This is a genomic window from Allobosea sp. 01N443, from assembly GCF_056399325.1.
The window spans coordinates 24,671-48,941 of record NZ_JBFTRC010000040.1; the positions used below are offsets into that span (position 1 = coordinate 24,671).

At 64.2% G+C, this 24,271-nt stretch carries 25 protein-coding genes; 6 read left to right on the plus strand and 19 right to left on the minus strand.

All coding sequences use genetic code 11. The features are described from left to right. Nucleotides 1–58 precede the first annotated feature (58 nt). From AC1DRP_RS12865 to AC1DRP_RS12930, 14 genes are all read right to left on the minus strand, one after another. Nucleotides 59–871, minus strand: coding sequence for a c-type cytochrome (locus AC1DRP_RS12865; protein ID WP_476768647.1), 813 nt, complete (start codon nucleotides 869–871; stop codon nucleotides 59–61). Further along, nucleotides 868–2,487: a cbb3-type cytochrome c oxidase subunit I gene (locus tag AC1DRP_RS12870; RefSeq protein ID WP_476768648.1), complete on the minus strand. Its 1,620-nt coding sequence runs from the start codon at nucleotides 2,485–2,487 to the stop codon at nucleotides 868–870. Before AC1DRP_RS12870 ends, AC1DRP_RS12865 begins: the two co-directional genes overlap by 4 nt. Further along, nucleotides 2,477–3,013 (minus strand): cupredoxin domain-containing protein, encoded by a 537-nt coding sequence (locus AC1DRP_RS12875; RefSeq protein ID WP_441493118.1) that lies wholly within the window; start codon nucleotides 3,011–3,013, stop codon nucleotides 2,477–2,479. Before AC1DRP_RS12875 ends, AC1DRP_RS12870 begins: the two co-directional genes overlap by 11 nt. Beyond that, complete coding sequence (locus tag AC1DRP_RS12880; RefSeq protein ID WP_476768649.1) at nucleotides 3,006–3,230, minus strand: hypothetical protein; 225 nt, start codon at nucleotides 3,228–3,230, stop codon at nucleotides 3,006–3,008. The genes AC1DRP_RS12875 and AC1DRP_RS12880 overlap by 8 nt, the downstream gene beginning before the upstream one ends. Before the next feature lie 4 nt (nucleotides 3,231–3,234). Next, nucleotides 3,235–5,466 carry a xanthine dehydrogenase family protein molybdopterin-binding subunit gene (locus tag AC1DRP_RS12885; protein WP_476768650.1) on the minus strand — a complete coding sequence of 744 codons (2,232 nt, stop codon included), beginning with the start codon at nucleotides 5,464–5,466 and terminating at the stop codon, nucleotides 3,235–3,237. After that, nucleotides 5,463–5,933: a (2Fe-2S)-binding protein gene (locus AC1DRP_RS12890; protein ID WP_441493121.1), complete on the minus strand. Its 471-nt coding sequence runs from the start codon at nucleotides 5,931–5,933 to the stop codon at nucleotides 5,463–5,465. The genes AC1DRP_RS12885 and AC1DRP_RS12890 overlap by 4 nt, the downstream gene beginning before the upstream one ends. Nucleotides 5,934–5,984: 51 nt before the next feature. Continuing rightward, entirely contained in the window at nucleotides 5,985–6,197 is a 213-nt protein-coding gene (locus AC1DRP_RS12895) for a twin-arginine translocation signal domain-containing protein (RefSeq protein WP_476768651.1), read from the minus strand. Further along, complete coding sequence (locus AC1DRP_RS12900) at nucleotides 6,194–7,351, minus strand: hypothetical protein (protein WP_476768652.1); 1,158 nt, start codon at nucleotides 7,349–7,351, stop codon at nucleotides 6,194–6,196. The genes AC1DRP_RS12895 and AC1DRP_RS12900 overlap by 4 nt, the downstream gene beginning before the upstream one ends. 10 nt (nucleotides 7,352–7,361) lie before the next feature. Beyond that, the gene (locus AC1DRP_RS12905; protein WP_476768653.1) at nucleotides 7,362–8,861 is read right to left on the minus strand and encodes a DUF4331 family protein; all 1,500 of its coding nucleotides are present in this window, start codon (nucleotides 8,859–8,861) and stop codon (nucleotides 7,362–7,364) included. A gap of 79 nt (nucleotides 8,862–8,940) precedes the next feature. Beyond that, on the minus strand, nucleotides 8,941–10,701 hold the full coding sequence (locus AC1DRP_RS12910) for a di-heme-cytochrome C peroxidase (protein ID WP_441508427.1): 1,761 nt from the start codon (nucleotides 10,699–10,701) through the stop codon (nucleotides 8,941–8,943). A 62-nt stretch (nucleotides 10,702–10,763) separates the two neighbouring features. After that, nucleotides 10,764–11,315, minus strand: coding sequence for a HupE/UreJ family protein (locus tag AC1DRP_RS12915; protein ID WP_441508436.1), 552 nt, complete (start codon nucleotides 11,313–11,315; stop codon nucleotides 10,764–10,766). 225 nt (nucleotides 11,316–11,540) lie between these two features. Further along, on the minus strand, nucleotides 11,541–12,605 hold the full coding sequence (locus AC1DRP_RS12920) for an extracellular catalytic domain type 1 short-chain-length polyhydroxyalkanoate depolymerase (RefSeq protein WP_441508426.1): 1,065 nt from the start codon (nucleotides 12,603–12,605) through the stop codon (nucleotides 11,541–11,543). Between the two features lie 50 nt (nucleotides 12,606–12,655). Beyond that, nucleotides 12,656–13,048, minus strand: a complete 393-nt coding sequence (locus AC1DRP_RS12925) for a CopG family transcriptional regulator (protein ID WP_476768654.1) — start codon at nucleotides 13,046–13,048, stop codon at nucleotides 12,656–12,658. Nucleotides 13,049–13,191: 143 nt separating this feature from the next. Next, on the minus strand, nucleotides 13,192–13,695 hold the full coding sequence (locus AC1DRP_RS12930; protein WP_441493127.1) for a YciE/YciF ferroxidase family protein: 504 nt from the start codon (nucleotides 13,693–13,695) through the stop codon (nucleotides 13,192–13,194). A gap of 156 nt (nucleotides 13,696–13,851) precedes the next feature. Here AC1DRP_RS12930 and AC1DRP_RS12935 point away from each other — a divergent pair, with 156 nt between their 5' ends. From AC1DRP_RS12935 to AC1DRP_RS12945, 3 genes are all read left to right on the plus strand, one after another. Beyond that, complete coding sequence (locus AC1DRP_RS12935; RefSeq protein ID WP_441493128.1) at nucleotides 13,852–14,151, plus strand: PepSY domain-containing protein; 300 nt, start codon at nucleotides 13,852–13,854, stop codon at nucleotides 14,149–14,151. An 89-nt stretch (nucleotides 14,152–14,240) separates the two neighbouring features. Next, nucleotides 14,241–14,777 (plus strand): hypothetical protein, encoded by a 537-nt coding sequence (locus AC1DRP_RS12940; RefSeq protein ID WP_441493129.1) that lies wholly within the window; start codon nucleotides 14,241–14,243, stop codon nucleotides 14,775–14,777. Between the two features lie 123 nt (nucleotides 14,778–14,900). After that, nucleotides 14,901–15,386 (plus strand): pyridoxamine 5'-phosphate oxidase family protein, encoded by a 486-nt coding sequence (locus AC1DRP_RS12945; RefSeq protein ID WP_441508424.1) that lies wholly within the window; start codon nucleotides 14,901–14,903, stop codon nucleotides 15,384–15,386. Between the two features lie 120 nt (nucleotides 15,387–15,506). Here AC1DRP_RS12945 and AC1DRP_RS12950 read toward each other — a convergent pair whose 3' ends face one another. The 3 genes from AC1DRP_RS12950 to AC1DRP_RS12960 all read right to left on the minus strand — a co-directional run bounded on the left by AC1DRP_RS12950 (nucleotide 15,507) and on the right by AC1DRP_RS12960 (nucleotide 18,061). Continuing rightward, on the minus strand, nucleotides 15,507–16,943 hold the full coding sequence (locus tag AC1DRP_RS12950) for an NAD(P)/FAD-dependent oxidoreductase (protein WP_476768655.1): 1,437 nt from the start codon (nucleotides 16,941–16,943) through the stop codon (nucleotides 15,507–15,509). An 85-nt stretch (nucleotides 16,944–17,028) separates the two neighbouring features. After that, on the minus strand, nucleotides 17,029–17,373 hold the full coding sequence (locus AC1DRP_RS12955; RefSeq protein WP_069881941.1) for a RidA family protein: 345 nt from the start codon (nucleotides 17,371–17,373) through the stop codon (nucleotides 17,029–17,031). Between the two features lie 67 nt (nucleotides 17,374–17,440). Further along, nucleotides 17,441–18,061, minus strand: coding sequence for a helix-turn-helix domain-containing protein (locus AC1DRP_RS12960; protein WP_441508422.1), 621 nt, complete (start codon nucleotides 18,059–18,061; stop codon nucleotides 17,441–17,443). Between the two features lie 303 nt (nucleotides 18,062–18,364). On the opposite strand from AC1DRP_RS12960, the gene AC1DRP_RS12965 reads away from it, so the two are divergent. The 3 genes from AC1DRP_RS12965 to AC1DRP_RS12975 all read left to right on the plus strand — a co-directional run bounded on the left by AC1DRP_RS12965 (nucleotide 18,365) and on the right by AC1DRP_RS12975 (nucleotide 22,005). Further along, nucleotides 18,365–20,050 carry a peptide ABC transporter substrate-binding protein gene (locus tag AC1DRP_RS12965; protein WP_476768656.1) on the plus strand — a complete coding sequence of 562 codons (1,686 nt, stop codon included), beginning with the start codon at nucleotides 18,365–18,367 and terminating at the stop codon, nucleotides 20,048–20,050. Between the two features lie 88 nt (nucleotides 20,051–20,138). Continuing rightward, nucleotides 20,139–21,092 carry an ABC transporter permease gene (locus AC1DRP_RS12970; RefSeq protein WP_476768657.1) on the plus strand — a complete coding sequence of 318 codons (954 nt, stop codon included), beginning with the start codon at nucleotides 20,139–20,141 and terminating at the stop codon, nucleotides 21,090–21,092. 37 nt (nucleotides 21,093–21,129) lie between these two features. Beyond that, nucleotides 21,130–22,005, plus strand: coding sequence for an ABC transporter permease (locus tag AC1DRP_RS12975; RefSeq protein ID WP_441508420.1), 876 nt, complete (start codon nucleotides 21,130–21,132; stop codon nucleotides 22,003–22,005). A 247-nt stretch (nucleotides 22,006–22,252) separates the two neighbouring features. Here the strand turns inward: AC1DRP_RS12975 and AC1DRP_RS12980 are convergent, their stop codons facing one another. Further along, on the minus strand, nucleotides 22,253–22,909 hold the full coding sequence (locus AC1DRP_RS12980) for a MarC family protein (protein ID WP_441493136.1): 657 nt from the start codon (nucleotides 22,907–22,909) through the stop codon (nucleotides 22,253–22,255). A gap of 135 nt (nucleotides 22,910–23,044) precedes the next feature. Continuing rightward, complete coding sequence (locus tag AC1DRP_RS12985) at nucleotides 23,045–23,938, minus strand: hypothetical protein (protein ID WP_441493137.1); 894 nt, start codon at nucleotides 23,936–23,938, stop codon at nucleotides 23,045–23,047. Nucleotides 23,939–24,271 lie beyond the last annotated feature (333 nt).

The following is a 24,271-nucleotide window of genomic DNA, read 5'->3' on the forward strand; positions in this document are numbered from 1 at the left end:
TGCAATCAGCAGGCCGCGCGCCGGCAATCCTTTTTGATGAGGCAACGCTTCCCCGCGGTTATTGCTGGCCAAGGCCGGAATAATAGGCAGCAATCATCGCGATCTCTGCGCTCGTCAGCTGGCGAGCGATGGAGCRCATTTGCTCCCTGATGTCATTGCGGCGGCTCTCCGTGGCAAAGGCCTGCAGTTCCTGTTCGAGATAGGCACGCTGCTGGCCTCGCAGGCTCGGAGCGCCAATCGTCAAGCCGAGCGGTCCGTGACATGCCGCACAGGGCGCCATGCCTCGCCGGGGATCGCCGACTTCGATCAGGGTTCGGACGTTGGAGGTCGCTGGATCGCTCTTTTCCGGAGGCCCGGCAACGGGGAGCGAGAGCGACGCAAAGTGCTTCGCGAGATCGAAAACATCCTGCTCCGACAGGGATGAGACGAATACTCCCATTACCACCGGGTTGCGCTTGCCGCTCCGGTAATCCGCGAGCTGCTTGTAGATCGCGTCCGCGCTCTGACCGACGAGATTTGGGAAGGCCGCGTCAGTGCTGATGCCGTTCAGGCCGTGGCAGTTGTTGCAGTTGACCGCAAGCGCTGCACCGCGCGCCGCGTTACCTTGCGCAAGCTGCTGTCGCGTCGAGGCGGTCCAGGCAACCGTCGAAGCGGGCTGTGCGGCTATCGCGACGGGAGCCCGCGCACTTGCGTTGGGCAGGCCGACTGCACGGCAAATCACGCTCCAGAGATCGAGACCTTCGGCGCCCCTCTGGACGGATGGCAACCATATGAAGCCGATCAGCACCGCGACGATGAACAGCGCGACGGTGGCGCTGATCCATACGGCGAACCGGGAATCGCGCGATGCTTGGCGCCCCCCGCTGCTCATCGTACCTGGCTCGAATAGGCAGGAACGCTCGTCCTGTTCAGGAAAAGAAACTGGGCCAGTGGATAGCCATAATTTGCGGCGGTCAGGGCCACGACCAGCAGCGTCCAGACCCCGAAACTGTTCAGGGATTTGGGCAATCGGAGAGGAGGATTGACCGCAAGGGAAAATCTCAGCGGCGGGATCGCGGCTTTCGGCGCACGATGAGATGCGACCAGCACGCCCACGAGCAGCATCGCCGAGACCACAAGAATGAAGCCGCCGACCGTCGACACGCTCACCCAGATCGCCTGAGGCGCGAGTGCAGAATTGGTGAAGTCGAAATAGGCCATGCGCCGCGGCTGTCCCATGACACCGACCAGATGCCAGGGTAGCGTGACGACCATCATGCCGACGAACCAGGTCCAGAGCTGCAGCCGGACGAGATGCGGCGATGCGAGCGGGCGACCGGTCAGGCGCGGCCAGAGTTCATAGGCAATCGCGAAATACATGATCACGATCGCCCCCCCGTAGATCAGGTGGAAATGCCCGGTGACCCATTGGGTGTTGTGGATCGTCAGGTTGAGCGCATAGCTCATGTTGATCAGGCCGCTGGCCCCACCCATGCCCAGCATGACCAGCGAAAGCACCGAAGCCAGCACCAGTGGGCGGTCCCATGGCAGAACGGCGATCCAGCCGAAAAGACCGCGCCCGCCCCGCAGGCGGCCCGCGATTTCGAGAGACGCGCAAATGGTGAAAATCGTGAGCAGCGTGGGGACCGCCACCATTCCCGTGAAGACCGCATGGAGAAACTTGAAGCCGGCACCGATCTGCGGATCGGCGAAGAGATGATGAAGGCCGATCGGCATCGCGAAGATCAGCAGTTGCAGGAAGGCGATCCGGCCCATCTTGTCGCTGTAGAGCCGGCCGCCGGCGGCCTGCGGCAGCAGCACGTAGAAGGCGATATAGGTGGGGATCAGCCAGAAGTAGACGATGGCATGCAAGGTCCAGGAGAACAGCAGACGCGCAAGGGCGGGGTCGATCGTGTCCGTCCAGCCGAAGGCATTGGGCAGGATCAGAAAGACGATCTCCGCCCCGACTCCCAATGACGTCCAGGCCCAGAGCAATGCGCCGGCCGTGGTGGCAAACATCGCCAGCGGAACCGGGAGATCCGGATAATCACGCTTCCAGCGCCTGAAATGCGAGATCATCAGGCCGACCCAGATCCATGAACCGATCACCGCAATCAGGATGCCCAGGTAGTAATACGGGCTGCCCAGCAGCGGTGGATAGAAGGTGTAGAGAACAGTCGCCTTGCCGGCCGCCACGGTCGCGATCGCCAGCACGCCCCCGGCGATCACCAGTCCGAGAGACGCCCAGGCAAGCCGCGCCCCGTGCATCGGCCGGCCGAGCGACACCGCGCAGACCGCATAGCCAAAGCCCATCGCAACGAGCGTCGGGAAGACATAGGCGAGCGAGGTGCCGTGCGCCGTGACCGCCCGGTAGTAGAGTTCCGGGTCTATCCACCGATGCAGCGGGCTACGCACCAGCATCTGCCAGGCGCCGAGCGGAATCATGACGGCGAAGACCGCGAAGGCGGTCCAGAAATGGGCGAGCACGAGGCGGTTGCTACCCTGCACAGGACGCTCGCAATCTGCCGCCATAGGATCGGGCGAATTCGAGGCGATCGACGACCTTCACCCGCGCCCACATGCCCTGGTGCCCAACGCTGCAATATTCCTGGCAAGGCATCAGGTGTTCGCCGGGCCGCTCGAAGCGCGTACGCGCCTCGGAGACAAACCCGGGCACCACCATGCTGTTCACATTCGTGCCGGCGATCAGGAAGCCATGCACCACGTCGGGGCTGGTGACGCGGAAAACCACCCTGGTCTCGGTGGGAACGACGATGCAGGCCGGCACGAACGAATATTGCTCGGCGACGACGCGCACGACCACCGATTGATCCGCCACGACCTCGGTGCCCAGATTGGTCTCGACAAACTCCCCGGCGAGATGGAGGCGATCCGCATCGATCGTTTCGACATTCGACGGGGGTTGCACGGCCCAGTGCACGCCGTTGAACGTGATCACCGCAAGCACGAGGACCATGACCCCGGTGACGACCCAGGCCCATCTTCGTTCGGATTCGCCTGTCAGATCAGTCAACAGCGCCTCGCGGGAGATAGATGAACAGGAGGAAGGCGAACCAGATGACGAGGATGGCGGCCACCGCCAGGCCGGCAACGGCCATGGCGCCGCTCACGCCTTCTGCGGCGACCCTTCGGATTTCGTCGGGGCTGCCCACGATGGCGACGTTTTCACGCCGAAAAGCGGAGGAGACGTAGTCCTCTCCTTCGTGATCCTGTGCTTCCACGGTGCTCATCCCGCTATCTCGCTTTCGCCAGGCGCATAGCCGCCAGAACTTTGGCCGCTCTGAACGGCACCGATCGCAAGCGCACGCCGGTCGCGTCGAAGACCGCATTCGCTATGGCCGAGGGCACGACGGAAGTAGTCGGCTCGCCCGCTCCCCATGGCGCTTCGTTTGGCCGGTCGATCAGGTCGATCATGACCTGAGGGACGTTCGGAAAGGTCAGGATGGGGTAGCTACCCCAGTTGAGGCTCGTGACCGCACTGCGGCTGAAGGTGAGTTGCTCGACCAGCGTCCGGCTGATCGTCTGGACGACGTTGCCTTCGATCTGATTGCGCAGCCCGTCAGGGTTGATGATCTGGCCGCAGTCGTGAACGACGAAGACGCGATCGACCTTGATCCGGCCGTCCGACCAATCGACCGTCACATCGGCGACGATCCCGACATAGGTCCGGACCAGCTCGTATTTGGCGTAGGACACGCCCCGCCCCCGCACCAGCATGCCGCCATCGCGCGGCCGCGAGCCGCGCGGCTCCCACTGCGCGAGGTTCCGCAGGCTCTCGAGCAGCTCGAGCCCGCGCGGGTCCTTGAGATTCCGGGTGCGGATATCGAACGGATCGACAGCCGTTGCGGCCGCAATCTCGTCGAGAAAGCTCTCATTGCCAAACGTGTTCTGCAGGCGTGCAGGCGCGCGAATCCATGCCGCCGGGAGCGGCGTGTCGGCGAGCCAATGCGCGGTCAGCTTGCTGTTGGCCAAGGCATAGGGGATGCCGAGGCCCGGATTATACACCCCGGCTCCCGACCCGAATTTCGGCAGTTTCGCGAGAGTGGCCGCCAGGAGCGTCGCACCCGAGCGCTGCATCGGTCGTTCGCTGAGGAAGATGTCGGATTGCCAGCTGGCAATTCGGCCCTGATCATCAAGACTGGCGCGGTAATCGAGCAGGACCGGCGGCCCCTTCGGATCCCAGCCATGTTCGTCGCTTCGCATCCATTGCAACCGGACCGGCCGGCCGAGCAGCTTTGCAAGCAACGCGGCTTCGGACGAGCAATCATCGGCTCCGTTGCGGCCATAGCATCCTGCGCCTTCGACAAAGATGCAGCGCACGCGCTCCTGCGACAGTCCCAGCATGGTGGCGAGTTGCGACCGCAGCAGGTGGCTCGCCTGTGACGGTGTCCAGACAGTGAGAACACCATCCTTGAAATCGGCCACCGCGCAGGACGGGCCGATCGAGCCATGCGTATTGAGGGCCAGGTCGTAGGTCGCTTCGATTATTCTGCCGCTCGCACTCTCGTCGCCGGTCGTATCGCCGGTGTTCTGTAGGACCTCATTGCGGACGACTTTCGAGCTGCGAACATATTCGAACAGCCTGGCCTCGTCGGGCAGGCCTGCCCAGGCCGACCAGGTCGCGACGATCGCGGTCGATGCCCGGATGGCCGCCCATTCATTGCCGGCGACTACGGCCAGAAAGTCGCCCTTGCGGACCGTCCGCACATAGCCCGTGATCTTGCGGCAGGCGGCGTCGTTCCAGGCTTCGAGCTTGGCGCCGAGCGCCGCTGGATGAACCATCCGCGCGTGCAGCATGCCAGGCAACGTGAAATCCTGGATGAAGGTGAACCTGCCAAGGACTTTCGCGGGAATATCAAGGCGAGGCACGGGCGTGCCGACGATCGTGTAATCTTTCGGGTCCTTCAGCGCCGCGGCGGGATCGACCTTGATCGTCAGCCGACGTTCGCCGACCAGTTGGGCATATGACAGGCCCTGGCCGCCTTGCCGGGGCGTGATCACGCCGTCGCGCACCTCGAGCATGTCCTTGGCGACCTTGAGGCGAATTGCAGCCTGATCGAGCAATGCGGCGCGTGCGGTGGCCGCAGCACGGCGAATCTGCATGCCACCGTCCTGAATGGTCAGGCTGGCATAGGTGGGCCCCTGGTTGGGCGTGAGTTCGGTATCACCCTGGATCATCGTTACCCGGCCCATCGGGATGGACAGCTCCTCGGCCGCAATCTGGGCGATGGCGGTAAGCGCACCGGTGCCGAGCTCGACCTTCCCGGATTTGATCGTGACGAGCCCGTCGGCACCGATCGCGATGAACCCGCCGACTTCGTCTGCCGCGCCGCCGTTCGCCGCGGGTGGGGCTTGCGCCCATGACGGTGATCGCAGGGCTTCGAACGTTACGACGAGCGCTCCGCCATAGGTCAAGACTGCACGACGAGAGAGTGGCGCCCCGGAGATCTGCCCCCCCGCCCTCATGACATCTGCTCGGCGGCGCGCATCACGGCGCGCAGTATCCGGACATGTGTGCCGCATTTGCAGAGGTTACTCGCCAGTGCCAGTCGGGCCTGTTCCTCCGTCGGCCGCTTCGTGGTCGAAAGAAACGCGGCCGCCTGCATGATCATGCCGTTGATGCAGTAGCCACATTGGGCAGCCTGTTCGTCGATGAAGGCCTGCTGCACCGGATGCGGCTTTTCCGCCGTCCCCAGGCCTTCCAGGGTCACGATCTCGGCCCCGGCGACCGCCGAGACCGGCATGAGGCAGCTACGCAACGCTTCCCCGTAATAGTGCACGGTGCAAGCTCCGCACTGACCGAGCCCGCAGCCGTAGTGCAAGCCATGCAGGCCAAGCTGCTCGCGCAACGCGTAGAGCAACGGCATATTGGGATCGTCAATACTTAGGACACGTGCCTCGCCATTGACGGATAGCTTGATCGTGTCGGCCAAGGTGATTCTCCGCACATAGCTTTCCGTGTCGTCGTCAGAGCCCTCGTCTCATCATCGCCAGGCCGTTCGCCATCCATGACCGACGCGCAGCCACACCTGCTCCGCCGTGTCGCCGTCGTCCGGATTGCTCCAGCCGGCGATCATCAGGACAGGCGCGATTGCGGTCGCCGGCGCCGGAGAAGGTTGCGGCAAGGACAAGGCGATGGCGGGTGTGACGGCAGCCAGGCCTGCGCCCGCTACGAACCTGCGACGGTCGATCATCATGCGACGGCTCCATCGGTTTCGGCAGCACCGTGTCGTGCCAGCGACGACAGTCGGAACGCGGCCGTGGGGGCCCAGCGTCGACGCGCCGACGCGGCGATCGCGGCGGCGGCCTCGGTTTCGCCAGCGCCAATGGCGGTCTCATGAGCCTGCTCGAAGGCGCGTAGCGTCGGTCGGTTCTCGAGATTGATCCGCGACAGTTCGAAGGCTCTCCGAGCATCGCCACCGCTGCCGGCGTAGAACTCGGCGCCATGATCGGCAAAGGCCAGCAGATGCCTGGCGAGGAGCGCTTCGAAGCCTGAGCGTGCGGCGTCCAGATACGCGTCGGCCTCGCTGCGCCTCTCGTCGGAGACGGCCAGCGTATCGGCTAGGCGCCAGAGCACTTCGGGGTCGCCGCTTGCAATGGCGGGAACAAGAGTGGCTTCAGCTTCCCTCGTCCGGCCGTCACCGGCCTGGATTTCGGCCAGATGCACGCGGGCCTTCACATAGCAGGGCAAGCAGGCGACGGCCTTTCGGTACCAGCGCTCGGCGCGGGCCAAATCGGGTTCCGGCACGAGTTCGCCCCAGAGCACGCCGAGCTGGAAGCAGGCCCAGGCCACGGGGAATGGCGACACCTCGCGGTAGTCGCGGAGCGCCTGCCGGTAGATTTGGTCGGCGCCGGCAAAGTCCCCGAGATCGGCCAGCAGGGCGCCGAGCGCCACCTGATCCGGCAAGAGCCCGGATTGCTCCGCGATACGGCGCCGCTTCTCCAGCACCGCGTCCAGCGCGGTGCCGCAGGCCTGATCGATCGTCAGCAGTAGATTTTCCGCCGCTGAAGCCTCGCCGAGGCTCGCTTGCGCCACATGTCCCCGCGCCTCGGCAAAACGGTGCAGGGCTGACGCGACCTGGGCCCGGATCAATGCGGTCCGTGGCGACGAGGGGTCGAGCCGCGCCAGCAGATCGGCCAGCGTTTCCATGCGGTCGAATGCGGACAAGTCGCCCAGGAGTTGCGCCGTCAGTTGCTCATGTTCGAGTACGGTTTCGGAGACGCCCGTTCGTTGCGGATCCTGATCGAAACGCGTCCAGGAACGCAGGCGCGCGCTATTGAGATTAATCGCGGCGATCTCGCCGTCGGTGGTCTGAAAGACCACGTTGTCGGACTCTGCTTGCGCAATCATACCCCTGTCCTCAAAAGCGCGACTTGAGGCTATCGAGCCCGGTCTTGAACAGCGTCGACACGATCGTCTTGACGATAATCGTGCCTTGGCCGTTCGGAACGAATTGTGCGCGCCACTCGACGGTGCTGCCTGAGCCACTCGGCTTGACCGAGAGCATTCCCGTGTAATTCGCCACCGGCAGCCCTGCGATATTTGTATAGCGGTAGAATCTGGCCGTGCTGTCGCTTGCGTCGAGACGTTCGATGATCTGCTTGCCTTCCGTCGTCTGGATCGTGCGCAATTGGCCAACACCCGTGCCCGTCAGCACGATCTGGGCGACCAGCGGGTGCCAGGTGCCGCCGAATGGTCCGATCAAGTCCCAGATCCGGTCGGGTGGAGCACTGAGCTCGACGGTTTCCATGATGGTCTGCAAGTCGGTGTTGGGTGTGGCGAAGTAGGGGAAATTCCTGGTGCCGGGCTTCGTTGCCTTGGTCGTACCGCCCTGGAGGTGGGTGCGGTCGCGATTCACCAGCCAGGTCAGAAGCACATCGATGACATCGGCATCGACGGTGCGTCCGCCGCCGGTCTGATAGGGTTTTCCGTTCAGCGTGCTTCTTTCGATTTCGAAATGGCTCGTATCGGTGATCGGCTTCGCCACGTCGAACAGCATGAAGTCGTCGAGAAACATGCTGGCGTTGGATGCCAGCGCGGCCGGGGTCCAATCCTGCCTGCCGTCGCGCATATCCCAGTTGGCCAGGCTGTCCTTCAGGCGCTGAAGGAACAGGGGCTTGAGCGTTTCGTCGATCGCAAACGGTGTCTGCTGGTTCCAGAGATCGCGCAGATCGTCCACGCCGGCCAGCCCACCATTGTTGAGCCGGACATTGGTCTGTTCGGGACGGCCGACCCAATCGAGGCGTGGCGGTTCGTGCCCAACAAGAGCGCCGGCATGCGGCAACGGCACCGTCTCGGCGATCACTCCAAAAAGAGCCCCCCTGTCGGGATCGAGCACACGTTGCGTATCAAATTCGATAGCGATGCAGAGCACGTTGTCGTTGTACAGGAGGTTCTCGAACTTCCTCATGCCATCGCCCCCGAGCAGCCACGCGAGGATGAATGGATCAGACCGCACCCCCGCATAGACCCTGAAGACGCCATCGGGCGTGGACGCACCGCGCTCGTCGTTGACGACGAAACGAAGCGTCTGACCATCAGGCAGGGTGCAGGTGCCACGCTGGATCGGAGGCTGTCCGGCCGCGCCATGTTCCAGCGCGTCGAACCGACAGGAGAACCGGATTTCCGGGTCGCTCGTCTCGAATTTCGTTGCCTCGCCAACCCCGGCTACCTTCGCGCGACGAACCACGATTGCGAAGCCGACAGCATTGGAGAAGATCGCGTCCGCACCACAGGTCGGAAAGGCATTGGCGGCCAGCACCGTACGAGCCGGGTTTTCGGGGCTCGTGAACGCGAACAGGTCAGTGAGATCGGCCGAGGGGTCGCCGATCTGCCTCGGCCCATCGATATGATCGGACATCGCCCGGCTCCCGTTTACGCTGTCAAAACCTCGCGACCGCCCGGCCTGATGCCGGACGATTCCCCACGCGCCCCGAAGGTCACGGCCTCGGGGGAAGGCTGGCTTGCGCTGGGCCTCCGAACGGCGTCACGCGGCCGGGCTCCTCCGGAATGGATTTCAGGTACTCGACAAGCGCCCAGCGCTCCTGTTCCGCCAGCAAGGGGCCGATGATGCCGTTTCCGCGCGGCCCGTTCTGGAACGAGTGACCAGCGTTCGAATTCCCCAACAGTGACGTATCCACGAGGAAGGTCCCGGACGTCGCGGTGGTATCGAGGCCCACCTTGACGGGATCGAAGTCGCCGCCGAGGTAGAATTTCTTGGTGCGTTCTGCCGCCGGTATCAGCATCTCGTAGAGGTTGGGCACCGACCCGTTGTGCAGGAATGGCGGTGTAGCCCAGACCCCGTCCCGCGGAGCAGCCTTGTAGACATGTTCCGCCGGGCGTGGCGTAGGAAGCTCGCGATAACCGCGCAGGTCCAATAGCTGGGCTTCGGTGAGCTTGAGCTTTGCAATCGCCAGGCCGCGCACCTCGTCACCAATCAGTGCGTTCAACAGCATCGGCGGCAAGAACGGTTGGCCGCGGAATTCGGGGGGCAGGAATTTGCTCAATTCGCCGGTAAACGCCAGTGGCTTCGGCGCCTCGATCTGGGCCCTGTCGGTGCCTACATATGTCTGTGGAGTCAGTCCAACGAGGACGAATTGCTTCCCGTGTTTGTTCGGTTCGGTCCAGCGATAAGGCCAGGCATTATGGCAGCTCGCGCAAAGCTCCACGAACAAGCCCTTGCCCACCTTCGCTTTGTCACGGTCGATCCTGCCGAACACCTCTTCCGGCCAACTTGGCGGCGCCAGTCGTTCCAGTTGCTTCTCGACCCGCCCAAGATCGAGGATGGCTGCGTTGGACTGAAACAGTCCTTCGGCGGGAGATTTGGAGCTCAGGTCAACCGGCAGGTAGACGCCCAGCGTTTCTCCAAAATTGCGACCGATCGGATTCTGGGCGAACGCGCCCCACTGTGTCCATAATCCCTGCGGAGCGTTCCATAGGAACGGCGGTTTGACCGGTGCAATTGCCATCGCCCAGTTCTCGGGGATTCCCGGTAGTGTCGCGGTCGTGCGATTGATGATCAGCGAGAGCGCGTCCATGCGGCCGGGACCCCATGGGTGCGAAGTGCGGGACGTTCGGGTGGCATACTGATTCACCCGCTCCGCTTCGCTCTCAACCCGTTTGCGCAGCTTGTCCTTCCCGTCAGGGGCAGTGGCTCCGAGCCGCCCCGCCAAACGGTCGAATTTCGCCGCATCGGTCAAAGTCGCCTGCACCGCATCGTTCAGGCTCTGAATCATCCTCTGTATATCGAACGCGGTCGCGATGCCGCCATCAATGCGAATGGCCTTGTCCTTGTAGTTCAGCTGCCCCTGATGGCAGGCGGCGCAGGTCAGACCAGCATAATCACCAGCCGGCCAACCCTTTACGGTTTCAGAAACAGCGGTCTTGGTGACGCCGATCGGCAAGCCATCCCTGTTATTGGCGCTCGCGGATTGGGGGGTAAGTCCGTGGGCCTTGTTGTTCGCGTCGGATCGAAACAAATCCTGGCTGTTGGCGACTTCCAGGTTCAGATAAAGATCGTACGTAATAATCGCGGAACCCTGCGAGAAATTATAATACCACTCGCGATCTTCCTGCGACCAAGCTTGGTTGAGATAAACGACGGACGGGCTCGTCGCAGGCGGAGCAGCCTGCTGTGCGCTTGCCGATACTGCCAGACATGATCCAACGGCGAGCAGCGACGCGTAGTTTGCCTTTTTCATGCGAGCGCTCCTGAGGACTGGCTTGAGTGATCCGGCTGGGTGCCACCGMGCCTCGATGAGCGTCACACCGTGCCGGTCAGAAAGGCGATCCCGGTGCACGCGATGGCGGCGCCTGCGGCGCAGACGGGGACCGAGCCCCAGTTCCAGCGCGTCAGCAGGCCCATCCCGATGCCAGCGAGATGAAGCAGGCCTGTCGCGACAACGAAGCCGACGAAGAACGTTACCGCCTCCGCGGCGTCCGGCACCTCACGACCATGCGCATAGCCATGGAAGACGGCGAACGCCCCGACGAGACCGGCGGCGATCCAGAGCGGCGCGCGCACGGCGAAGGCGACCATCAGGCCAAGCACAAGCGCAGATGCTGCTATTCCGCTTTCGAAACCAGGCAGAGGAAGGCCAAGGACAGCGATCACCCCCCCCAGAACCATGACGAGGGGAAAGACGATCGGCAGGACCCAGATGGCCCGACCACTGAGGTAAGCGCCCCAAAGACCAACCGCCAGCATCGTTGCGACGTGGTCGAGTCCGGTCAGGGGGTGATGAAAGCCCTCGGCAAATCCAGCGAAGGCGCTCGCCTCCGTGTGCGCCAAGGCTGGCACGGCCAAGCCGATCACAAAAATGAGCGAAGACAAAACAAGACGGCGCAAAGCACATGCTCCTCAACCGGACGGAAGGGTAGGCTTGGACTTGCCTTGGCTAAGCCCGGCCAAACTAAGGGGGCGTCCCGAGGATTGTCGACCTGTCCCTTGGGCCAGTAGCAAGCACGATCGTTACCCCAGCGACTTTGACATCAGGCTCCTTTTCCCGCCCCCCCCAGCATGCGAGGAGAGACGATCCCGTCAGGTCTCCAGGAAGAACCGGATCATCTCGCGCGAGGCATCGGGGCCCGACACATCGGTGAAGCTTCCCGCCCCATCCCCGCCCGACCACGCATGACCGGCTCCCTGGACCAGCCAGTATTCCGTGGTGGCCGGACCATGGGTGGGTCCGACCAGCGTGCGGGTGACATGCCGGCCGTTGACGACGGCATCGGTCGTCAACTCCCCCAGCGCGCCATTGCGGGCGCTAGCCCGAGCAAACAGCGTCTCGCCATTCGAGGGGTGAACGGTGGCATCGGCCGTACCGTGGAAGATGATCTGCCGGGCGCCGCTTCCCGTCCCCCGGGATATCGGCTTCGCATTGCCCTTCATCGCCGCAAAGGCCGACATGACGTCGCTTGCGGCGCCATGGGGAAGGCCGGAATGGATGCCGGCGGCGGCAAAGATATCGGGATAGGTCGAGGACAGCACATCGGCCATCGCGCCGCCCGCAGACAGGCCGGCGACAAAGACGCGCGCGCGATCGATGCCAAACTCGGCAGCGAGTTCCTGGGCCAGGCCCGCGAGAGCCGCGGGCTCTCCCGCCCCCCGCCGCTGATGACGCGGATCGAACCAGTTCCAGCAGCCCTGGGCATTGGCCGAACGCGGTTGGTGGGGATAGGCGACGATGATGCCGAATTCGTCGGCGAGCCGGTTCATCCGGGTTCCCCGCGCAAAATCATCGGGATCCTGCGTGCAGCCATGCAGCATCACGACGAGCGCGAGTTCGCGCCCGGCATGATCCGCCGGCACGTAGAGCTTGTAGGCCAGAGCTCCGGCGGCGCTGCGAAAGCTGCAGGAACGAAAGCGCCCGTCCTCCTCTGCCGGGCCAGGCTGGCGACGCGCCGTGCCGGGCTGATCGGCGACGCGCGCCTGTACAGTCCGAAGCGATTGCAAGACGTCACCGAGGCGGCGCGGGACGATCGACCCGGCCGTCCCCGTCTCGTCGCCGCCGGGTTCTTGCGGGGGCTGAACAGGCCGCCCGGCGAGCGCCTGCTGAATGGCCGCAGTCGCGCCTGCAACATCGGCGCCTCTCAGACGTGTCATGGCTTCGCCCACAGCGGAGCGGATGCGGATGTTCATGTCGCTGTGCCTTTTCATGCCAGTCGGTCGGCCAGGGCGGCCTTGATTTCGGGGGCGGCATGGAGCGCGCCGAGCACGGTCAGTGAGGCAATCGTCTCCCGCGCGAGGTCCGGCGAGACATCCGCTTCGATGACGGCGAGGCCGAGGACGCGGATCTCGAGGCGTTCGCCGGCGGCCTTGGCCGCTTCGAGATCGCGCCTCGTGAAGACGCGCAGGCCCAGCTCGAGAGAGAGCCGCGTCGTCGCCTGCGCGKCGACATCGGCATGGGTCGCGAGTTGGTTTCGCACCGCAGTGCGAATGAAGTCCGAGCGGTTCGAATAGAACCCGTCCCGGACGAGCAGGTCGATGCGCCCGAGATCGACGAAGCCGAGATTGAGCGTGAGCTTTTCGCTATCGGGCATTTTCATCTGGTCATCCATATACCATCCATAGGGATGGTATATGGATGGAATTGGCCGAAGCACAAGGGCATCGGGCGCCCCCTGTGCGAGATCGAGCCAAAGAAACGGCCCCGGCAGCCTTGGCCGCCGGGGCCGGATCGGCCGTTCGCTCAGGCCGCCTTGGCAACCGCTGCGGAATTGGCGGGCCCGCCAAGCTGCGTCAGGGCCTTGTCGGTCCTGGTCTCCTCGGCAAGGGTCGCGTCGAGCAGCTTGACGGCATCCTTGTGGCCGAGCTGCTGCGCCCATGCCTTCAGAGTGCCGTAGCGCGCCATCTCGTAATGCTCGACTGCCTGCGCGGAGGCGACGAGACCCGCATCCAGAGCCGGGCTGTCAGCATAGTCCTCCATCACGGCTTTGCCCTCCTCGAGAATGCCGAGGATGGCATCGCAGGTCTTGGCGCGCGGCGCCTTGCCGATCAGATCGAAGACCTCGCTCAGGCGTTCAACCTGGCCTTCCGTCTCGGCCCTGTGCGTCTCGAACGCCTTCTTGAGCTCGGGCGAAGTGGCGACCTTGGCCATCTTCGGCAACGCCTTCAGGATCTGCTTTTCCGCGTAATAGACGTCCTTGAGCATGTCGTGAAACAGCTCATCGAGTGGCTTCGGTGTTGTGGCCATCGGGTGTCCTCCAGCGATTTCAGGATAGCGCTGGCGAAACCGACGACGCAGCCATGTGTTCCACCCATCAGAAGTATTTATTTGCGGAACTCTCTGCCGGGGGTGCCGGTTGATACGACATCAGGACGTACAATCGCGAACCTGCGGAGAATTACCATGAAAAAGCTTCTCATCGCCTCTTTGATCGCCTCGACGACTGCTTTCGGAGCGCTTGCGCAGACCTCGACGACGTCGCCAATGCCGGCACCAAAGGCAGAGGCGGACAAGAACGCCCCGTTGCCGGGCGCAAACAGCTTCACCGAAGGCCAGGCCAAGAGCCGCCTTGAAGCCAATGGCTATTCGAACGTGACAGGCCTGAAGAAGGACGCAAACGGCGTCTGGAAGGGCACGGCCATGAATGCCGGCGCCAAGGTCGACGTCTCCGTCGACTATCGCGGCAACATCGTCCGCCACTGAGCGCCAGATCACTGAGCGCAGATCACTCGCCGCCGGCTCGCCCGGCGCCAGATCGCGCCTCCCGCTTTCTCAAAGCAAGAGAGTTGAACATGACCCGCACCATCACCCGTTCCTATGACAGCTATGAAACCGCTCTCTCGGTCGTCGAGCAACTCGAGGCCGCAGGCGTTCCCAGTCGCGATGTCAGCCTCGTCGGCCGACACAGCAAACCCGAGGAGAGCAATGCAGCCGAGGGCGCCGGGATCGGCGCCGGCGTCGGCGGCGCGGCCGGTCTGCTCGCCGGCCTCGGCATGCTCGCCATCCCGGGCATTGGCCCGGTGGTGGCAGCCGGCTGGCTCGCCTCAACCGCGGCCGGGGCGGTCGCCGGCGCGGCGGCCGGCGGGATCGTCGGGTCCTTTACCAGCGCCGGCGTCGACAAGGACGAGGCCGAATACCATGCCGAGACGGTGCGCCGCGGCGGCACGGTGATTGCGGTCAGGGCCGAGCCCGAGCACGAAGCCACCGTCGTCGCGATCATGGACGGAGCGACGCCGATCGATCGCTCCACCCGCGAGGCCGAATACCGCGCCGCCGGCTGGAGTCGCTTCGACGAGAACGGCACCGCCTATCGTCCGCCGGTCGTCTGAGGGCGGAACCGGAAACCCCGCGGCCTCGCCGCGGGGTTTTTCCGCGCATCCGCCGCCAGCGGGGACCACCCCGAACATGGCCATCACGCGGCCGTTCAACGCAAGGGAAGCAGGAGGAATGCCATGCCGACGCCAAGCGAACTGGAAGCAAAATTCTGGAAGGCCCTGAAGTCCGACATGACCGTCATGCTCGGCCTGGCCGGTTCCGAGCAGGGCCATACCCGCCCGATGACTGCGCAGCTCGAGGCCGATCATGGGCCCATCTGGTTCTTCGCCTCCCGCGACACCGAGCTGGTCAAGGCGCTGTCGGGCAGCAAGCCCGCGGCCTTCAGCCTGGTCTCGAAGGGCCATGACCTGTTCGTCTCGGTCGAGGGCGATCTCATGATCGACATGGACCGCCAGGTCATCGACCGGCTCTGGAACAGCTTCATCGCGGCCTGGTTCGAAGGCGGCAAGGATGACCCCAATCTCGCCCTGCTGCGCTTCGACCCGAGCAGCGCCGAGATCTGGGAGAACGCCAACAACCTGGTTGCCGGCATCAAGATGCTGCTCGGCGTCGACCCCAAGGACGACTACCGGGACAAGGTCGCCAAGGTCCGGCTGGGCTAAAGCATCGGCCCCAAAAGCCGATGCGGACACAAAAACCTAAAGCATCGGCCCGAAGGGTGGATTGCGGTTTTCGGGAAAGCCGATGCAAACACAAAGGGTTAGATCATCGGAGCGCGGCTCTCAGCGCGTTCCGATGCGCAGGCCGAAGAGTTTTGGGATCGCCGCTGCGGCGCTCATCGCGGAGCCAGCACGCTCGCCCCTTTCCTCGGCCTCCTCGCATCCAATGATGCCCCATCGCACCAGCCGGCCGCCGACGGCGCGGAACGGCTCGGGCGGAAGCGAGGGAAGGCTGCGGGTGCACAGCGGCAGGCTCGCCCAGTCGTCCCTGGCATTGAGGACCAGCGAGGCCAGGCATTGCCCGCCGATATAGGTCGGGTTCACGCCATGGCCGGAATAGCCGCAGCCATAATGGACGCGCGTGCCCGGCACGGTGCGGAAGAAGGGCAGCCGATCGGACGAGACGTCGATGCCGCCGCCCCAGATCTTGGCGATGCCGACATCGGCGAAGCCCGGCAGCAGCCTGCGCAGCCCCTTCTCGGCCCGAGCGGCCGAGGCGAGGTCGGTGGTCAGGCGCGGATCGCGGGCATTGCCGCCGAAGCTGATCGGGCCGGAGCCCGAGCCCATCAGGATGCGCCCGTCGACCGTCTTGCGGAAATAGTGGACGAACATCCTGAGATCCGCGAGCCCTTCATCGCGGGTCCAGCCCATTGCGGCGAGCTTCTCGGGCGCCGGATCGGTCATCAGCGCAAAGGAGGAGAACACGCTGACATGCGGCTTCACCTCCGGGCGCTTCGCCAGCTCGGTATTGGTGGCGAGCACGACCTCCCGGGCGATGATCTCGCCATCCGGGGTTCGCACGCGGCTCGGCGTGCCGGCATCGAGCGCGACCATCGGGGTGTTCTCGAAGACGGAAACGCCGGCATCGATCACGGCCCGCCGCAGTTCGCGCGCCAATCTGGCAGGCTGAACGGTTGCGCCCTCGGCCAGGTAGACGCCGCCGCGGAACACCGGCGAGCGGCAATAGGCTGCCACCTCGTCGGGCGAGAGCTCATGGGCCATATCCGGCACGCCAAGACGCCGCGCGGTCTCGACATACCCCTTGATCTTGGCATCCTGCGCCGGCGAGGCCGAGACGCGGATGCTGGCGCCGTCGCGCCACCAGACATCGCGACCGGGCGCCGTCGCGAAGGCGCKGATCGCGTCCTGGGCGCGGGCTCCGGAACGGGCGACCGCCAGCGCGCCGTCTGAGCCGATATTTACTTCCATCCCGGCAAGCGAGCCCCAATAGCCCGAAACCTTGCCGCCGTTCTTGCCGCTTGCCCCCGAGCCGCAGCGCGAGGCCTCGATCAGCGCGACCGAGAGCTGTGGCGCCCGCTCCTTCAAGGCCAGCGCCGTCCACAGCCCGGTGAAGCCCCCACCGACGATCGCCACATCGACCGTGATGCTGCCCGACAGCGGCGCTGAATCCGGCCGGCCTGCTTCAGCGCTCATGGCCTCGATGAACCACCAGGACGGGTCGCCGGGGACGACGCTCGGAAGGGCAGATGACTGAGGCATGGCGGACCGCTTGCGCTGGAGGACGCGAGGATTTGGGGACACGCGAAAAAAGTCCGCCGCGATCACGCGCGGCGGACGTTGAGGCTCAGACGAGGGCCTGGACCTGGATCTCGACGAGAATGTCGTCCGCAGCCAGGCGCGACTCGACGGTCGCCCGTGCCGGCGGCTGCTTCGGGTCGACCCAGGCTTCCCAGGCCGCGTTCATCTCGCTGAAGGTGCTGATGTCCTTCAGCCAGATGTTGCCGACGACGATGCGGGTCTTGTCCGTGCCGGCCATCGCCAGATAGGCGTCGATCTGGGCGAGGATATCGGCGGTCTGCTCCTTGACGCCGCCGCTGCGGTCCTTGGCGGTGAGGCCCGACAGGAAGGCAAATCCATTGGCGACCAGCACCTTGCTGAGACGGCCGGTGACTTCGTGACGCGTGATCATGTTTCCTCTGGGTCTGCTGGAATGGCAGGCGAAGGCGGCCTTGCCGGCCCCGCCTGATACGATCGCCCTACAGGTGCGATTCCCGGATATTGATGATCCAGATCAGCTTCGCCTCGCTCGCGGAGCGGTTGACGACCTGATGCGGAATGGTGCTGGGGAACTGGAAGCTGTCCCCCTCCCCGATTTCGAAGACCTCGTCGCCGATGCTGAGCTCGACCCGACCGGAGAGGACATAGCCGCCCTTGTCGCCGGGCCCGCTCAGGAAGCTGCCGCTCTCGGCGCCCGGCGGTACGGTGAGGATCATGAAGCGCAGCTCGTTGTTGTCGCGCGGCGACAACAACTCCTTGGTCAGTTGATTGGTGCCGACGACGATGCGCGGGCGATTGGCCTGGCGCCGGACATATTGCGACTCGCGGGCCGGTTCGGCCGCGTCGCTTTCCAGGAACGACCAGAGCGTGACGCCAAGCGCGGCGCGCAGCTTCTGCAGCGTACTGACCGACGGGTTGGAGGCGCCGCGTTCGATCTGGCTGATGCTGCCGGAGGAAACGCCCGCCTTCGCCGCCAACTCCAGGATCGTCAGCCCACGCTCGGCCCGCAGGGCTCGCAGCCGCTGCCCGATCCTCATGGCCTCGAGCTGCTCGTCGCTGTCGATGTCGGCGTTCTCGGCGGGCAGCACTGTATCCGGCATGGGGTCCCAGGGAAGCGATTGAAGGCCCGCAAACGATATGATGATGAAAATGCCCGCGCAACTATTTTGATGAAATTCCGATGATTTATAAAATTACCCTTTAAATACAACGCATTGCTTGTAATACCGGCCAAATTCCACAGACCGGAGCGCCCTCAGACCTTGACGCACGATATCATATGATGAAGATTTTTAGCCGAATGACGCCCATTATGAAAATGGGTTGCCGCTTGTGTTCATTATTATGATGATGCCTTTCAGCGCATTCGCTGAAAGCGGTTGCCTTGGGAGAGGGGAAGCACGATGCGAGACAGTCACGATCCACGGCGGTTTTCGAACTGGAACCTGAACCGGCGCGATCTCTTCGGCCTCGGCGCCGGCGCGCTTGCCGCGAGTTTCGGCTTTGCCGCACGAGCTCAGACGGCGACTAAGCCCACCGCCCCGCCGCCGGCCAAGCCGACCGGCGTCGTCGTGGTCGGGCTCTCGCAGGAACCGGTTTCCTTCAACCCGCTGATGCCGGGCGTCGAGGTCGACGAAGTCGTCTGGACCAGCGTTTTCAACTCGCTCTGGGTCGCCGAGCCCGATGGCACGCTGCGCCCGGATCTCGCTCTCGCGGTGCCGAGCGAGGCGAATGGCGGCATCTCGGAAGGCGGCCTCGCCTGGACCGTGAAGCTCCGCGACAACGTGAAATGGCATGACGGCACGGCCTTCACCGCCGAGGACGTCAAATACTCGCTGGAACTGATCAACACCGCCGGCTTCAAGGCGCGCACGCGCGTCGGCCATGCCTTCGTCAGGGATATCGTGGTCAAGGGCCCGCACGAGATCTCGTGGCGGATGGAGAAGGCCTACGCCCCCTATCTCGCGATGCTGGCGAACACGCATATCGTTCCCAAGCACATCCTGGGCAAGGCGGCGGACCCGAATACGGCGCCGTTCAACAATGCTCCCGTCGGCACCGGCCCGTTCCGCTGGGGCACGCGACAGCCCGGCGACATCATCACGCTCGTCGCCAATGAGAGCTATCACGGCGACGGCCCTTATCTCGAGAAGGCGGTTCTCAAATACATCCCGGACCTGACGGCGCTCTATGCCCAGTTCCGCACCGGCCAGGTCGACCTGGTCATCATCTCGGGCATTCCCGCGAATTTCTACCAGGAGGCGATCAAGCTTCCCGGCCGCAAGGTCGCGGTCGCGCCGAGCGGCAATCTCGAGATCATCATGCCGAATCTCGGCAACAAGGTCTTTGCCGAGAAGGCCGTGCGGCACGCGCTCTATGCGGCGATGGACAAGCAGGCGATCATCGACGCGATCTATTATGGCGTGCCGAAGCCGACGGAATCCTTCGCGCCGCGCGAATCCTGGGCGTTCAACCCCGCCCTCCCCGTCCAGCAGCGCGATCTTGCCCGGGCCAACAAGCTGCTCGACGATGCCGGCTGGAAACGTTCCGGCTCGGGCACGCGAATGAAGAACGGCGTGCCGCTCGAGTTTGCGGTCTCGACGACGACCGGCAACCAGCTGCGCGAGCAATGCCAGCAGCTGATCCAGCAGGATTGGCAGCAGGTCGGCGCCAAGATGACGATCAACAACATGCCGGCAGCGGTGATCTGGGGCGAGTTCTACGTGCGCTCCAAATTCGAGTCGCTGCTGGTCGGTACGACCTTCCGCACCGGCGTCGACCCCGACCCGGCCTCGCGCTTCGCCTCCGATGCGATTCCGGTGAAGGGTGGCAGCGGCGGCAACTACATGCAGTGGGAAAATGCCGAGGCCGATGCGCTGATGAAGGAAGGCCAGGAAACCTTCGATCAGGAGAAGCGCAAGGCGATCTATTTCAGGCTGCAGGAGATCGTCCGCGAGGAGCTGCCGATCCTGCCGATCTTCCAATACGCGCCGATCGAGGGCGTGAAGGAAGGCCTGATCGGCTATCGCCCCAATATCAACCAGCGCCAGAACGCCTGGAACATGGGCAGCTGGTACTGGGCCAAGTGATTGGCACCGAGCGAAGTGATTGGCACCGGGTGAAGTGATTGAACGGGCGAAGTGACATGAAGCGCGGAGCGGCCGGGAGAACGGCGCCATGATCGGATTCCTCCTGCGCCGCCTCGGCCAGTCGCTGCTGTTGCTGCTCATCGTCTCGGTGATCGGCTTCGCCATCCTGCACCTGGCGCCAGGCGGGCCGCTCTCGCAATTCGCCGCCGGTGGCGACATGACCCAGGCCGATCTCGACCGCATCGCGGAACAGCTCGGCCTGAACCGACCCCTCCCCGTGCAATATGCGGAATGGCTCTGGCGCATGCTGMGCGGCGACTGGGGSCKSTCCTATCGCGACCAKCAGCCGGTGCTGCASRTCATCGCCTCCCATATCGGGSCGACGMTGGARCTGATGCTGASCTCGACGCTGCTCGCCATGCTGCTCGGCGCCTGGSTCGGYATYCTYGGCGCGATCAAGCGCTATTCGATCTTCGACTCGCTGGCGACGATCGGCGCGATGATCGCGCTCTCGATCCCGACCTTCTGGTTCGGGCTCGTCATCATCTATGTCTTCTCGGTCGGCCTCGGCTGGCTGCCCGCCGGCAACCGCTACACGGTGGGCGACGGCTCCTTCCTGAACCAGCTGCATCACCTGATCGGCCCCTGCATCGTGCTGGCGCTGGTCTCGACGGCAGTCTGGAGCCGCTACATGCGCTCCTCGATGCTCGACGTGATCAACCAGGATTACGTGCGCACCGCCCGCGCCAAGGGCGTGCCGGAGCGGACCATCCTGCTGCGGCATGTGCTGCGCAACGCGCTGCTGCCGATGATCACCATCACCGGACTGCATGTGCCGACGCTGCTGTCGGGCGCGCTCGTCACTGAGACCGTCTTCACCTGGCCGGGCATGGGCCGGCTCTTCCTCGATTCGATCAGCTACCGCGACTATCCCGTGGTGATGGGCATCCTGATGTTCTCCGCCATGCTGGTGCTGYTCGGCAGCCTGATCGCCGACCTGCTCTACGGCGTCGCCGATCCGCGCATCGCCGGAAGCCACTGATGAGCCGGATGTCACCGATGAGCGAGAGGCGCCCTTCATGAGCATGGCCGAACCGATGCTTGCGCCCGCCCCGGGCTTCTGGAACAGCCCGGGCATGCGGCGCTTCCGGCGCCACAGGCTTGCGGTCTTCGGGGCTGCGACCATCACCCTGCTGACGCTCGCCTGCATCGTCGGGCCGTGGCTGCTGCCCTATACCGACACCTTCATCGACATCCGCTCCCGCTTCGCGGCGCCCTTCTCGGGCCCGCATGTGCTCGGCACCGACCCGCTCGGGCGCGACATCCTCGCGCGGCTCCTGATGGCGGGCCGCATCTCCCTCGCCGTCGGCTTTTCCGCCATGGCGATCGCGATGGCGATCGGCGTCGTGGTCGGGCTGGTCGCGGGCTTCTACGAGGGGGCCCTGGGCGCCGCGCTGATGCGCTTTGTCGACGCGATGCTGTGCTTCCCCTCGATCTTCCTGCTGCTGGCGGTCTCGGCGCTGATCCAGCCCTCCGTGCCCTCGATCGTGCTGCTGATCGCGATGACCTCCTGGATGGAGGTCGCCCGCGTCGTCGAGGCGCAGATCCGCTCGCTCAAGACKAGGGAATTCGTACAGGCCTCGGTCTCCTTCGGGGCCAGCAGCAAGCGCACCATGTTCCGCGTCCTGCTGCCCAATGCGGTCGCGCCGATCGTGGTTGCGGCCACGCTCAATGTTGCGCACGCGATCCTGGCCGAAAGCTACATCTCGTTCCTCGGCTTCGGCATCCAGCCGCCGACGCCGAGCTGGGGCAACATGCTCGAAAGCGCGCAGAGCTACCTGACCAGCGCACCCTGGCTGGCAATCATCCCCGGCGCCGCGATCACGCTCGCCGTGACCTCCTTCAACTTCATCGGAGATGGACTACGCGACGCACTCGATGCGCGGCAGGCTTGAGACGCCCATCAGACGGCCGCTCGAAAGCGCGGAGCGCGAGCCAGGGCTGCGCCGGCTTAACGCCGCGCCCGACATCGCCGGTCTCGCCGCCCATGTCCGCCGCCGCCTGCCGAAGCTGGCGCCCGCTTGAAGCCGGCCGCGGCCTGTTCCGAGCCTGCCCTCGCAGCGCGGGCAAAAGCCGCCCTGCCCAATAACAGATTTTGCCCCTCCATTTTTCGCAGGCACGCTTCCCGGACGGAGACGTCGCTCAGTGCAAAGTGGTCATGCCATGCATTTCCAGAGCTTCGACCACGCCGTCGAAAATCAGGCCGCCCCCGATCGCGGAAACAAAGAACCCGACAATGCGCGTGATCGCGTCGATCCCCATCGGGCCGATTCTTTGCGTGAGCTTCTCGGCATAGATCAGGCAGATATAGGTGGTGAACATCGTTGCCAGGATTGCCGCAGAAATGGCGATGAACGAGAGGATTTCCTTGGATGAATCCTTGATCGTCGCGGTCATCCCGATGATCGTGGCGATGCCGCCGGGACCGAACATGATCGGCATCGCCAGCGGCACGAAAGCGATGTTCGCTTCGCCGGTATCGGCGCCCGAGAGACCCAGATCGTCGCCAGATTTCTTCGGCATGAACAGCTCGAAGCCGATCTTCATCAGGATGATGCCGCCGACGACCCGCACCATGCTGAGCGGAACGCCGAAAATCCGGAGCAGGAGCGTTCCGAAAATGAAGAAGAAGAAGCAAAGCAGCAGCGCGTAGACCGAGGCTTTCAGGGCGACCGTGCGGTGCGTTGCGTTATCCTTGCCGGACAACAGCTTGAGGTAGACCGGCAGGACCTCGAACGGATTGATGATGGCAAGCAAGGTCGTGAAGGTGCCCACGAAGAGAGAAAGCTCGGTCCTCATCCGCATCTCCCCTTCCGATTGCGTGTGCGCGCAGGCCTCTCTTGTCAGGAAATTGCTCCCGGTCGGCGTCCCTGCCGCGCGTTGTCACCTCGAGAACGTCGGCCCGCCGCCAGGAACCGGTATCCTGGCCTTGCTTCAGAACCGCAGGCTGAGCCCGACGACCGGGCCATGCATCAACATATCGAAAGCATAACGCCGACGTCCCTCTCCCTGGGCATAGTCGGCGTAGAGCGCCCGATAACCGAGGATGCCCGAATAGGTGATGCCGTTCTTCTCCGCGAAATCGAAGCTGTAACCTGCAATGCCCTGCCACGAGAATTTGCTGCCGCCACCACCAAGGTCGCCACGCAGGAAGATTTCGTGGCCCGGCGCGACGCCGATCCGCATGCGCGCGCCGGCAAAACCGTCAACCCAATCCACCGAGCCGGAACGGGCGATCGCGACATTGCGCCCGAAGCTGAGATCGCCGACATCGACGGTCGCGCCCGCATCGAAGGAGATATCGGCGCGCTGATACCAGTAGCGCGCGCCCGCCAGGACGTCGAAGCCGACTGATCCGTAGCGCGCGAACTCGTAAGCGGCCCCAGCTTCAAGGATGGCCATCGAGGTCTTGGCATCGCCGGACGCGCCGATCGCGCCCGAGATATCCGGCGTAACGCTCCGCGTCCTGACGTTACCGCGATCGATGCTGACCTTGAGCCCGGCGAAATTGCCGAGGAGGGAGAACCGGCCGTTGCGGGCCTCGATATCCGCCATCAGGGCAAACAGCGTGCCCCCATCTCCGAGTGTGGCATCGACGATATCGATGAAACTGGCATCAACCTTCGCGGTTCGCCCCTTCACGGTCTGGTTTCCGTTGAGCGAAATGAGCCAGCCATAGGGCGTGAATCGGTAGGTCCATGCCGAAGTCATCACGGGCGGCACGGGCGTGGTCGGGGGCGGCAGATCGGCGGCCTGCGCCACGACGCTGCCGAGCCCGAGCACCATCGACAAGGTGAAGCCGCAGGCCCTCGCGTGGTTGAGTGTCATCGCAATCCCCTTTTCTTGCGATTCATGCTGCGAATTCCACACCCAGCATCCGTCGAAGACTGATCCCGCTCAATGCGCAACTTGCTTCCCACCGCAAAGCAGCGATGGGTGTGACATATTTACTTATCCCACACGCCCAAATTCGGCTTCACAATCACCAGCTTGACGACATGGACCTGGCGTTGCTGCCTTCACGGTCCGCGGCAAGAATGGCCTATCGGATTCGCGCCGCGTTTCCCGAGAGAATCCTCATTACGATCGCCCTAGGATCGAATCGAATACTGTCGCCGGCACAGAGGAACCTCGCGACAACCCTTGCGATAGRTATCCCGC